Source organism: Ruegeria sp. AH12 (assembly GCF_056541465.1).
The window spans coordinates 1-12,698 of record NZ_JBQFYL010000003.1; the positions used below are offsets into that span (position 1 = coordinate 1).

The window sequence follows — 12,698 nt, forward strand, 5'->3', positions numbered from 1 at the left end:
CGATCATCGACGCGAGGCTTACCGTGAGACTTCGGGAAGAAAGGCTCAAGACGCGCCATTTGCGTGTCCGTTAGCCAGAAAAGATCAGACATGGTCACCGCTCGGCTTTCCGACCGTGAATCACGCAGCCAAGCGGAAATCAATGGGTCCTGACCCTAGCTATTCCCTGAGTGGTAAAGTGGAAGCGCTAATTTTGGTATTTTCTTAATTGGCCGTAAGGCCAATTTAGTGAAGCGACTTAGACATCCAAAAATCCCAAGCCCGAGCTGTGTTTGCGAGCTGTTTTTTTTGTTATTGGCTTTGGATCGTCTCCTTCATCATGCAATCCAACGTAAACACGGGTTCGGTTTTCAGCGACTACCTCCGATCACAATTTCGTACCCGGTTAAGCCGCTTGACACCAGACTGATAAACTATAATCCGGATGCGATCCAAAACAGAGCGTGGTGCGGCAGACCAGCCGAGTGGTTTAGGTTGACGAACTCACAGCCTAAAACCTGACAGACGCATAACCGGGAAGGCGAATAGATGAAGACAGGTCGGTTCTTGATGGTTGGTGCAGGGTTGTCCGGGGCAGTTATCGGTCGCGAGTTGGCTGAGGAAGGACATGAGATTGTCGTCGTCGATAGTCGCGATCACATCGGTGGCAATTGCCACACGGAACGAGACGTGGATACAGGCGTCATGGTTCATGTTTATGGGCCGCACATCTTTCATACAGATGACCAAGAAGTGTGGAACTATATAAACCGGTTCGCTAGGTTTTTGCCATATAAGAACCGCGTGAAAACGACTTCGAAGGGGCAGGTCTTCTCACTGCCGGTCAATCTACACACCATCAATCAGTTCTTTGGCAAAACTATGCGCCCGAGCGAAGCTTACACTTTCATCACTGAGGAGCAGGCTGATACCTCAATAGCAGACCCGCAGAACTTTGAAGAACAAGCACTTCGGTTCGTTGGGCGCGAATTGTACGAAGCTTTTTTCAAAGGCTACACTATCAAGCAGTGGGGTTGCCACCCGTCTGAGCTACCAGCTTCGATCCTCAAACGTTTGCCAGTACGTTTTAACTATGACGACAACTATTTCTTCCACAAGTTTCAAGGAATGCCTGAAAATGGTTACACCAAGATGATTGAGGGTATACTTGATCACCCTGCGATCAAGGTACGGCTTGGCACGGTTTTCGATCGCAGAATGGCCGATGGTTTTGATCATGTTTTCTACTCTGGTCCACTGGACGGCTACTTTGATTATGAGCTCGGCCATCTTGGCTATCGTACATTAGATTTTGAGAAGTTCACCTATGATGGGGACTTCCAAGGTTGTGCGGTCATGAACTACGGAGAGAAGTCTGTGCCTTATACACGTATTACCGAACACAAGCACTTTGCTCCTTGGGAGACCCACGAAGGATCAGTTTGCTATCGTGAATATTCCCGCGCTGCCGGACCGAGTGATATTCCGTACTACCCAATCCGGCAGGTAAAAGAGAAAGCGCTGCTAAGTAAGTATATTGAATTGGCTAAGAAAACGCAAAAAGTTACATTTGTTGGAAGGCTCGGCACATATCGCTATTTGGATATGGACGTTACTATTCGCGAAGCTTTAGATACCGCTGAAATTGCGCTGTCCGCCATAGCCAAAGGGGAGACATTAGATCCCTTCTGCGTTTCTGTCCGCTAGGGGCAGGACCCATTAATCCCACACCACTGGTTTGTCTGAATTTAGGTTTGACCTGCGTTACAGTCGCTTGAGATTGACGGCTTCAGTCTCGACGCGCTCAAAGTCACTGCTTTCTCGCGGTTTGCGTGCCGGTGTCGCGGGACTAATGGGCGCTGACCCTGGCCAATAAAATGACATAGCCGGGGTAAGGTTGGTCAACGGTCTTGGTTTGACTTGACTCCTGGAACTTCCCTCTTTGTTAGCTTGAGTTTGCTCAACCTTTGGGAGAAGCAAACGAACGCGAAAGAGCTGTTTCAGGAAAGTGCAGACCATGGGAATGATCAAGGAATAGGAGGCGGGAATGCCGACGATAGAGGTATGCTGCAGTGCCGCCGCCAGAACCAATCGACGTTCTTCAGTCTATTCCCATAAACTGAATCAAATCGTAGCCGGTAACAGCGCTTGCACAAGTTTTCCTACAAAAAAGATAAAACCCAGATCAGAGTTCTTCTGATGCTCAAGATCATATTACCGGTCAGTTTTGAACCACTCCGTAGTCGTTTTGGATTTCGGAAACAAGCTTGGCATAGTTTTTGGCGAAAGTGCTTTCAGTATAAAGCGATTCATAAGAACGTCTGGCCCTCGCTCCCAAATCGGTGCGGCGCTCCTCGTTGCTTAGCAACTCTCGGATTTTTTTGAACAGTGCGCTGACAGAAGGTTCAGCCAGTTCGACAGCGTGGTCGGTGTCTTTGGCAACGGTTTTATTCCCGCCGGTAGCACTCGCGACTACCGTTGCACCTAGCGACATAGCTTCAAGCAATACGAGGTCAAAATAGGTATTCTTGTTCGGTAGCACAAAAACATCCGACGCGCGGATCACCTTCTCTGGTTTATCATACCACCCGAGCTCCTTCCAGCGAGGATGATCCAATGCGGGCAATCCATCCTGTTTTCCAGCAACAAGAATGGTCATGTCTTCGAACTCCGCCAGCAACTGAGCTCCAGCTTCTTTCATCAAATCGTAGCCTTTGGCTTCAATGTGCCGACCGATAAAGCTGATGACACGCTGTCCGGACAAACCAAACTCCAGCTTTGCAGCTTCTTTTGTCATATTGCAGACTTTCTCCGGCGAACCCGTGCGCACGAAGCGGATATCTTTCTTTGCTGACCACTCTTCGAAACGAGGAATCGTTGCGAAATAGGGATCCATTGCTTCTTCGCTTGGGAAAATCCAAACGTCTGCCTCGCGAAACGCCTTAGCCTCAATCAATCGGGACACACGTTCTAGGTTATCAACATGTTCACCAGAGTGTCCTTTTGAGCGCCAGATGTCCGCGACTTCCTTGCCCCAGCTTTCTGGTGCATGGCTCGAGAAAATCGTAAGCGGACGTGGCTCACCCATGCGATCAAAATGATTATACAGTGCCACCATGTCAGTGCATATATGGGCATGAATACTCTTTGGAGCTAGTTCCGCGATTTTACTTTTTGCTTGTTCCGGTAAGCTCAGATTATCGGCGTTGCTAAACCAATTTGCTAGTTTGACCAAATCTTCTTCACCATACTCCGGCTCATAGTCTGACACGCTTTTAGTCAATCTTTGAATGAAGATTGGGTGTGTTGTCTCTCCTGCTAGCCGGTCTGTACCTCTACGTAAGTTCGCCAGATAACCCGGGGGGCCGCCCGCTCCTTGCGATAGGAACCAATTGATCAACACCATATGTTGAAAGTCAGAGCTATTGAGCTGAGATTGCTTGGCCTTCTCTGGCAACGGAGTTGCCAATTTTCGTTTTGTCAGTTCTACATTAACATCTTCAAAGATTTCTGAGACTAAGCGGCGGCGCCGGCGTTTGTGACGGTCTTTGAATTTTCTGATTGCATCAGAGACTCTGCGGGACCGAAGCCCTGTTCTGACAGGTGTGTTAAGAAGAAGTCGCTGAGCATATTTCTTGCTTGCCCAAGCGGGCCTCAGCACTTCAACCATTTCATTGTCTTTTGCGTGGGAATTACCAAAGGCTTCCCAGATATCTTCTACAACACTCTGAGAATGTTGAACGAATGAATTCGCGAATTCGGAGTCAATATCCAGAGTGCAGAAGCGTTCCAAAAGCACGCGGGTTAGGTAACGCGCATATGCGGTTCTATCAGATTGCAGTTTTTTATCGTTTGCAACTATGCTCTTTACGCTGTCAATAACTGGGAAAATCTCGAAGCATCGCGCAGAGTTGTCCTTAGTGATCTGCCCCTCATGTTCGCGATAGAGATATAGAGGTTCTTCGGTGGCGACCAGGGATCTGGCCTGCTGGCCAAACTCAAAATGAAAACGATGATCTTCGTAGTAGAGGTTTTCATCGAAGCGCAGGTCGCCAATCAAACTGCGCCGCCGAATTCCCAACCACATAGAAGGCCAGATATCGAACAAGATGCTACGATCGTTCTCAAGATCAACAACGCCTGATTGTGCCGCGTATCGCGCGGATTTAGCGTGATACGGCGGTATGAACATAGGGCCGTTGTCTGCACACGTTAAAGATGAGCATATGGCCCAGTCTGCGTGGTTCATTTCAATTAGAGAAACGAGCTTCCGACATGTGTTGGGTCGTAGCAGATCGTCCGAATCGACAAATTGGACAAACTCACCTAGCGCAACATCAAGACCAGCATTTCGAGCTCCGCCCAATCCGCGGTTGGTTTTGTTGTGGATGATTTTGAAGCGAGGATCATCTCCGATTGCCCGCTTCAGCAATGGAATCGAGTTGTCCATTGTTGCGTCATTGACACAGATCACTTCAAAGTCTTTAAGCGTTTGCGCTCTTATTGAAAGTACACATTCCTGAATAAAATTTTCTACTTCATAGACTGGCAATATTATTGACAACTTTGGGTTGGTCATTCGTCTAGCTCCAGCGTGTGCATATCCGAGCGTCTCATCGGTCATCGACTTAGATGAGTAAAAGGTTTTCCACAAGTGACGAGATCAAGAAGCCTAGAACAGTTTGCTTCACTCCCGCGCCAAACAGACAGAATCGGGTTGTTTGTTCGTGAAGAGGCTCTGTCTCAGATGAACGTTTCTGAGGCCGGGAGTCTATTAGACCCTCCGTGAAGTTGACACAGAACAGAGGTCATCTTTGGTTGGTCAAATCGACAAATCGAAACATTTGATCGAGCGAATCAGCGCAGCTCACTTGTTTTCAGAGGTCTGTCGAGTGACAAACTACTCCTCAAATTGAGGGGCTGAGATTGCCAATAAACGATACAGTCTTGAAGCCACTGCGTCGCTGCTATTGCAAGATCAAGGTGCTGGGTTTGCCGTGGCCGGGTGCCAGATCGGCGCAATACAGAAGCGGCTATCGTCGATAACATAAGCTCTGTAGCGGAATGCAGCTATCGTTGGTAGCTTCTCAAAAGTTGTTGGTGCTCTCATCTCACCACCTCAGTAACTAGCTTACTCAGAACTCCTTGAATGCACAGGTATCATTTCAGTCACAGTCGTCATCAGTTTCGAGTATCAACAATACACATACCATCAACTTTGGCATCAAATCCCAAATCCTATATTTGGGGAAAGCTAGTCTAAATCTCCTCCATCTCAAGTGGTTTGGTCAACTGACGGCGGGCGATCTTGATGATTCCCGCGCGGGCCTCGCTTTTGCTTCGGAAATCCGATAGCATCGCCCACCACGCACGGCACATACGCCAGCCAACTTGCATCCGGCCCGAGATTGGCTGGCCACTGTTCAAGATGCCAGCAAATACAATCGGAACCGTGCGGCGCGAAAGATCAAACATCTCTTTCAGAACCGCCTCTTCCTCTTCCGAGCTTTGGTTGCCGCTTGCGGCCATAGCGGATTTGAGGTTCTTGCCGACCGGGCGGGTGTGATGCATCGCGATCTCATCCAGAATGGCGGTGCGAAACGCGCCCGCCTCTTGCCAGCGGCACCAGATGTAATCCAGGCCGTAACCGCTCATGGTGGACTGAAACAAGGGCAAGGCTTTTTTCAGGACATCGCGATGTAGGCAAGGGGCCATGATCTCGATGTAGTTGGTGTATCGCAGCACAAACCCGGGGCATTGGCTGAAGACAAAATGCGAGAAATAGCTTTCGGGTGTCAGTGATGGTTGTGCGATCCTTAGCCCATGGGAATCCATGGCGTTGAACAAGTCATTCACATTCTGTGCTGCAATATCTAGATCGTCATCTGGCAGCCAAACATAGTCATACGCTTCCAGATCCCTGCCCGAAAGCGTCAGAAACAGACCGTCCCATTTCCCGCCCTTGACCAGAACGGCCTCGACCCCGGGTTCGGGCTTGAACGCAGCAAATGCCTCATCCGAGAAAAAGCTGATCAGCAGATCATAGTTGCGATCTTCATACGAAATCTCTTGCCAGCGGGGATGCAAGGATTTTCCGCCTGCCCGGACAACAACGAGGTTTTTCTTCATGATCTGTCCTGAGCCCCGCTTCGGTTGTCTAGAAGGGGAGTTAGTCCCGCAATCTCGGCAGGTTTGAGCGGATGACTAAACCGCCCATAACTATATCTGAGTTGGTATAGCGCATTGCTTAGAAAGCGCCCCAGAGAAGAACCGGCTTTCTTGCTGTTGCGGTTCGCCTCGATTGTACTGTCAAAAGTTCCGCGTTCTGCAACCATTCGATGCGCCAACGTCAGAATTGGCACTTGGTGTTCCCAGTAGAACTTGAGGTCGATATCGACGGGGCGGGCAAACGGGGCATGGACAGCGGCCAGATGCGTCGCCGCTTTGCGGCCAATGAGATAGCCTGTTGTTCTAGGGGGCAGCCGATCCGACAGGACAAGGCTTTGATCTGCGACCGACCCCAAAACCTGCCCGCCGCTACCTGCCAAGCCATCCAGTTTGATCATAACGTCTTGATAGCGCTCTGATGACTCGGACAATGCATCCAGAAATGGCATCGGGTTCTGAAGAAATGTCGCATCATCTTCCAGCACAAGGGTCAAGGCATTTTCAGCCTCAGCGATTGCTTGCCAGATTTTCAGATGGCCCAAGGCACAGGCTATTTCATTGCGGCTAAGCGGTCTCTTGAACGCGCGCCGGTTCCTTTTGGCATCGTAAACGCGCGACACATCCTCGTCTGACAGTTGATCGCCGTAGATGGCGTCGAAAAAAGAGTGCGACAACCCCAGCTGTGTACATTCCGCCTCACATGCGTTGCGCCGATCAATGTCCCTTGGAAGGTTTAGAATGACGGCTTTGATCGACACTGGCGGCTTACCTAAACAAAATCTGGCAGGTTTCTAAGGGTCAAGTATAACAATCACAAGCAGTAAACGCTGCCTAGCCCTGTGCCAGCTGTCAGCGGCGCTCTGGTGGCAAATATCCGCTCAGCTGGAGAAACTCTGAATTCCCTCAATGATATAACCGTTGGGATCAGGGTTATCGAAGCACCGGATTGCCTCCAATTGTTGCGCTTGCTGTTGCATCGTGCCTGGATCGTACCTACCTGTGCACGCCTGAGCGACGGTGCGTTGCCGTCGCCCATGCGCGATCAATTGAAAGGTCACTCTGTCACGCTTGGGTATCTGCCCTTTTGGCCAAAATGATTTTAGGTTATCTGAGCGAGCGCATGGTTTCATGATCTGGAGAATGCAATGATTAAGCGCGCCTGGGATAACTGGCGGTCTGGTTATATGGGCCGCCTGATTGGCGAAAGCTTTTATGCACAAGGCTGGATGTACGGGATCGCAATCGTTGCGATGATACTGGTCGCCGCCACCACTGCCGGCGCGGCCTATATGATGGAGTACATCGTCGATGCCATGACCAGCCCCGAGATGCGTGGCTGGGCGCCGTTGATCGCGCTATCTGTTGTAGGCCTGTTTCTTGCAAAAGCGGCGGCAACTTACATACAGGCCATCTATTTGGCACGGGCTGGAAACCGGATTGTCGCCGCGCAACAGGACAAGGTTTACCGCAAGCTTCTTCGGCATGGGGTTGATTTTTTTGGGCAGAACGAGTCATCCGAACTGTTGATGCGGACGACACATGGCGCTCAAGCTGCCCGCACCTTGATTGATGTGTTGGTGACAGGCTTTGTAAGGGATTTGCTAACACTTGTCGGTTTGATCGCGGTAATGGTTTACCAGCAACCGCTTCTGTCTGTTATGTTTTTAGTTGTCGGCCCCGTGGCGCTACTGGGGGTTCGCTACCTGTTGAAGAGCGTTCGAAAAATCATGCAGGCGGAGTTTACATCGCTTGCCGAGATTATCCGGGTACTTCAGGAAACCTCTGCCGGTATCAAGGTTATCAAGGTCCTCTCGCTCGAAGAACTGATGACCAATAGGATGGATGTGGCAATCAGGAAAGTTGAGGCGCGATCCAACGATATCGCACGCTTGCAAGCCATTGCCAGCCCGCTGATGGAGTTTCTGGCGGGTCTCGCCATCGCGGGTGTTTTGGTGGTCAGCACATTGGGGATTGCCGGCTCCGAGCAACCAACGGCAGGCCAGTTGATGTCATTTATTACTGCGCTTTTGATGGCATATGAACCCGCAAAAAGACTCTCGAAAATGCGCGTCCAGATCGAAGCAGCGATGGTCGGCGTAAGCCTTGTGTTCGGTCTGCTGGACCAGGAAGACACTATGACCGAGAGCCCAGATGCCGAAGATATTCCAGATGGTCAGGGTGAGATCACACTGCGCAACGTGACCTTTGGCTATCAGGGTTCAATCTCTGTGATTGAAGATATGAACCTGACCTTTGCAGCGCGGCAAACCACTGCTTTGGTCGGTCAGTCTGGGGGTGGCAAGTCAACGATATTTGGGTTGATCATGCGGTTTTATGATCCCAACGAAGGGTCGGTCGAAATCGACGGCCAGGATGTACGCCATGCGAGTTTCGCGTCGTTGCGCAAGAAAATCTCTTACGTGGGCCAGGATACCTTCCTGTTCTCAACTACAGTGATGCAGAACCTGCGCTTTGCAGCCCCTGATGCGACGGATGAGGAGATCTACGACGCAGCCCGCGCCGCACATGCGCATGATTTCATCTCCGAACTGCCGAATGGGTATGACACACTTGTCGGTGAGAACGGTGCCTTCCTCTCCGGGGGTCAGAAACAGCGTTTGGCCATTGCCCGCGCGATTTTGCGTAAGGCTGAGATCCTGTTGCTGGACGAAGCCACCAGCGCCCTGGATGCAGAATCCGAAAACCTGGTGCGCGAAGCGCTGGATGCGTTGACAAAGGACATGACAGTGGTCGTCATCGCGCACCGCCTGTCCACGATCCTTGAGGCGGACAATATCATGGTGATTCAAGACGGGGCCGTTGTCGAACAAGGCAATCTGGATCAGCTGATCGCCCGAAACGGCAGCTTCCGCAGACTTTATGACCAACAATTTAAAAAAGGTGCTGAAAAAGCCGAGGTTGCCGAATAAAACCGGGGCAGCGGTATGATCCCGATGCCCTGGTTTTTTCGGATTGTTCACCTGTTCTAAGGCAGATCGTCCAGCAACATGGGATACAGCAGGTTGCCCGCTTGTGGCCCGGCACCCAGATAATCGACCCACTGATCCGTCGATTCATTGTAACGGCGATAGCGTTCAATCTTGTCATACAGGCCATTGACGATGGTCTGCTGTTCCGAAATGGGCAGGCGCACCCAATCATCTTCGGTAATGGCCATGATCTGTGATTTATAAGGTAGGTCCGCCAGATACTCGTCCAAAGCCACAGCCTCGGCCAGGCTTGGGTCGGATTGGCGTGACACCTGGTCGGGCCGACGGCTCATATCAGCGGCCACACCAAGAACCTGAGTAAAGAACTGATCAGGGTTCACCACGTTGCGTTCAGCCTGATCCACGATGATCCGCAGCGCCTCTTCCAGATTGCTTAGGTCGGCTTTGGAGATCAGTAGACGGATAGACAGTGGTTTCAAACCGGTGCGGTCGAAATCCCGGTCGGCCACATAAGCCTCGAACAGATCGGGTGCTTGCGCGCCTTCGGTCCGGCCCAGATAGGCCAGTTGCATGGTACGGCTGGCGGTATTGAGGCCACTGAACAACCCGCCTTCGGCTTCATCGACGATAGCATCTTCATCCAGCAGCGCGTCGCCGTCGCTGCCACGATAAGACGACGCCTGTTGCGCCACGAACTGTCCGAGCTGGCGAGCGGTGTCCTTATAGATGGTAGGGTCGCCGTTTTCGATAGGGAAGTACAGCGGGGCAGAGTTGGGAAAGGCGGTCAGTTGCTTATAGGCCGCCTCGGCCGAGGGATGATCCTTGGACCCGCGTGCTGTGCGCAGATGCATGACGGCCATGGCGCCCCCGATCCGCTCGCGAATAAGGCGGTTCAGGCTTTCAGCGCTTAGACCGGTCGAGGAATATTCATCATCAAATTCGCGCGGACCCGCATCGGTCACCAGAACGATGAACCGGCTTCCGAAATCGCTCCAATCCATATCCTGCAGGGCATGTTCGATCCCGCGATAGCTGTCTTCGCGGAAGTTCTTACTGCTGGCCTTCGCTTCCTGCATCTGGTCTATCCCGGCCAGAAAATTCTCGACATCCAGCCCCTGTTGCAAATCCACGAAAGTCTTGACGTCATATCCCAGATCAGGCGCCGCTTGCAGACTGTCGCGATAGCCAACAAGAGCAAAGCTGACTGCGTCGGCGGCGTCCGAGGATGCAGCCTCGCGGTACACTTCCTGCAGCGCATCGCGGGTGGCGCGTATGTAGGGCTCCATGGAAATGGTGGTGTCGACGACAAACACCACCCCGGTTTTTAGATCACCCGCAGCCTGACCACTTGGGGCGGCTGGTGGGTTCGGTGCATTGGCACTGGCAACGGCGACTTGTAGCAAATTTACGAAGGGCCCGATGTCAAACACCGCTTCTTCGGTCGATAGGATCGGCATCACGTACAGGTTCTGCCGTTGATCAATCGTCTCACGCGGACCAAGGGCGATTACGGTTTCCGATGGGTCTCCCCCCTGCTCGGCCGACAGAGCTTCATCCCGAGCATCCGCGGCCAGATCGGCGGGATTTTCGCTTTCGATGATGTCGTAGATCGGGTCGATATCGTTGAAGAACAAAACCCGGCCCACATTGTCACTGCCTTCCAGCGTCGCAACGATGTTTTGGTTCCAGTCGACCGTCGCGGCCTGAGGCACCCACATCAGGTCGTCTCCCTGATCAGTGGCCCCGATCTGCATCCAGTCACCATTGCGGTCATACACAAAGAACACCTGCAGCGGCGACAGGGCCGTGCCGGGGCTTTCGCTTTCCGGTTCTGCGCGCGCTTCGATCCTTTCTCGGATCAGCACGCGCTGGAAAAGGCTGGTTTTGCCCTCGATAGGCAATGGTGATTTCGATTGCGCCAGCAGCGGTCCGGCCAGCACCAGCGCCGTTACAAGAAGGAGTATCCGTTTCAACATCATATCCGTCTCCTCACTCGCCCAATCTGTTCAGGGCTTCGCGCGCCGGGTCTGATCCCAGATCAGCGGCGCGCTGATAATATCGCCGCGCCGCCGAGGGGTTGGGGCGCGGAAAAGGGGAAGTCACTGTGCTATGGGTTTCGGGGTCATACATTTCGGCAATCAGGATATTGGCGTCTGCCCGATCCTGTTCCGACAGCTCTTGATCATTGCTGATCGCAATCAAAGCACCCAGGGCCGCATCCAGATTCTGCGCCCCGCCGGCGGCCAGCAACTCGCGTGCTGCGGTCAGCGGATTATCCGCAGCGACCGCCTCTTGCGCGACGGAAACGGACTCGTTGACCTTGGCCGACTGACCTCCGGGGCCGGCAAGAAAATACCACGCGGCGCCTGCTATGACGGCCAGAGCGACGATTCCAGCCGCGATCATGGGCACATTGTTGCCGCCAGAGCTTTCCTTGGACGGCACTGCGCCTTTGGGCTGGGCCGCGCCTGCTGAGGGTTTCTTTTTTACCTCGCCGTTCAGCGCTTGACGGAACAATCCTGGCAGGTCGGAGGGGCGGTCTTTTGGGTTGGCTTTAAGCAACTGCTCCAGCGCCCATTTCAAACCAGGGGCGACCTTGGGATCGGTGATTTTGACATCCGCCTTCCGATCTTCGACGGCTGCGAACCCTTTGCCTTCACCCGGAAGCTCCAGCCCCGAGGTTCGCATCAAGACTAGCCCCAGTGCATAGGCATCTGTGGCGGTCGACACCTCATTGCCGAACAGGCCCAACTGTTCCGGCGCGCAATAGCGCAGCTTGCCGGCAAAACTGTCACCGATAATGGACTTGTCCGTCCCAACACTGTCTGAGGCCAATCCAAAATCGATGAACTTGGCCTGATTGATATCATCATGCGAGATCATCACATTATCCGGCGCCACATCGCGGTGGACGATGCCCAGCTTGTGAATGGCCTCAAGCCCTTGCGACAGGCGCAGACCCAGTTTCAACACATCATCCGAGGACAGCCTTGCCCCCTTTTTCAGGTAGTGCGCCAATGGATGACCGGGCACAAATTCCATCACCAGGAACAGACGGCCATCCTTGTCCAGCATCGAGGTTTCGAACCGCACCACGGCATCACTGCGCACGGTGCGCAGCAGGTTCGCTTCGCGCCGGAACAGATCAACGGCCTTTTGGTTCTTGGCAAAGCTGGGCGTCATGACCTTGATCGCCACCTCATGCCCGCTGGCCCGGTTCAGGCCACGAAAGGTGGCCCCCATGCCGCCCTCGCCCAGCAGGGATTTGATCTCATATGTATCCTGCAGAACGCTGCCGGGTTTCAGGCCAAGTACCGAGTGTTCCATGGGTGTCCTTACCTCCGGTTTTTCAGGCTGATGGCGCTATGTTTGCTAAAGGTGCGGATATCCATGATCTGAAAGCAGATGCCCGCGAATACCAGCGAGGAAGTGATCCCGAACACCACCGTCAGGAAGGCGGCGATGATCGTGGTTGTATCCGGACCCAGCGGCGACAGGCGCAGCATGGTCACAGCGGTGAAACAGAAAAAGATAATCGACAGCGCGGTGGTGATCCAAACCAGAACCTCCAGCGATTTGTTCAATACATCCCGCATTCTT

8 protein-coding genes and 1 pseudogene are annotated in these 12,698 nt (G+C 52.7%); 2 read left to right on the forward strand and 7 right to left on the reverse strand.

Features of this window, described 5'->3' with window-relative positions:
• Nucleotides 1-92: pseudogene (locus tag ACR0EL_RS06775) on the reverse strand (IS5/IS1182 family transposase); the annotation flags it as partial.
• Nucleotides 93-528: 436 nt separating this feature from the next.
• Between ACR0EL_RS06775 and glf the strand changes: the two are divergent.
• Complete coding sequence (gene glf / locus ACR0EL_RS06780; RefSeq protein WP_480499012.1) at nucleotides 529-1,686, forward strand: UDP-galactopyranose mutase; 1,158 nt, start codon at nucleotides 529-531, stop codon at nucleotides 1,684-1,686.
• Between the two features lie 514 nt (nucleotides 1,687-2,200).
• On the opposite strand, the gene ACR0EL_RS06785 is transcribed toward glf, so the two are convergent.
• The 3 genes from ACR0EL_RS06785 to ACR0EL_RS06795 form a co-directional block, all read right to left on the reverse strand.
• Nucleotides 2,201-4,558 carry a glycosyltransferase gene (locus ACR0EL_RS06785; protein ID WP_480499013.1) on the reverse strand — a complete coding sequence of 786 codons (2,358 nt, stop codon included), beginning with the start codon at nucleotides 4,556-4,558 and terminating at the stop codon, nucleotides 2,201-2,203.
• A 680-nt stretch (nucleotides 4,559-5,238) separates the two neighbouring features.
• Complete coding sequence (locus ACR0EL_RS06790) at nucleotides 5,239-6,108, reverse strand: hypothetical protein (protein ID WP_480499014.1); 870 nt, start codon at nucleotides 6,106-6,108, stop codon at nucleotides 5,239-5,241.
• The gene (locus ACR0EL_RS06795) at nucleotides 6,105-6,905 is read right to left on the reverse strand and encodes a glycosyltransferase family 25 protein (protein ID WP_480499015.1); all 801 of its coding nucleotides are present in this window, start codon (nucleotides 6,903-6,905) and stop codon (nucleotides 6,105-6,107) included. The genes ACR0EL_RS06790 and ACR0EL_RS06795 overlap by 4 nt, the downstream gene beginning before the upstream one ends.
• A 387-nt stretch (nucleotides 6,906-7,292) precedes the next feature.
• Between ACR0EL_RS06795 and ACR0EL_RS06800 the strand changes: the two genes are divergently transcribed.
• On the forward strand, nucleotides 7,293-9,077 hold the full coding sequence (locus tag ACR0EL_RS06800; protein WP_480499016.1) for an ABC transporter ATP-binding protein: 1,785 nt from the start codon (nucleotides 7,293-7,295) through the stop codon (nucleotides 9,075-9,077).
• A 56-nt stretch (nucleotides 9,078-9,133) separates the two neighbouring features.
• On the opposite strand, the gene ACR0EL_RS06805 is transcribed toward ACR0EL_RS06800, so the two are convergent.
• The 3 genes from ACR0EL_RS06805 to ACR0EL_RS06815 are packed head-to-tail and all read right to left on the reverse strand — an operon-like array spanning nucleotide 9,134 to nucleotide 12,694.
• The gene (locus tag ACR0EL_RS06805; protein ID WP_480499017.1) at nucleotides 9,134-11,077 is read right to left on the reverse strand and encodes a vWA domain-containing protein; all 1,944 of its coding nucleotides are present in this window, start codon (nucleotides 11,075-11,077) and stop codon (nucleotides 9,134-9,136) included.
• Between the two features lie 10 nt (nucleotides 11,078-11,087).
• Nucleotides 11,088-12,425: a serine/threonine-protein kinase gene (locus ACR0EL_RS06810; RefSeq protein WP_480499018.1), complete on the reverse strand. Its 1,338-nt coding sequence runs from the start codon at nucleotides 12,423-12,425 to the stop codon at nucleotides 11,088-11,090.
• 8 nt (nucleotides 12,426-12,433) lie between these two features.
• Complete coding sequence (locus ACR0EL_RS06815) at nucleotides 12,434-12,694, reverse strand: hypothetical protein (protein ID WP_170535048.1); 261 nt, start codon at nucleotides 12,692-12,694, stop codon at nucleotides 12,434-12,436.
• Between the last annotated feature and the right edge of the window lie 4 nt (nucleotides 12,695-12,698).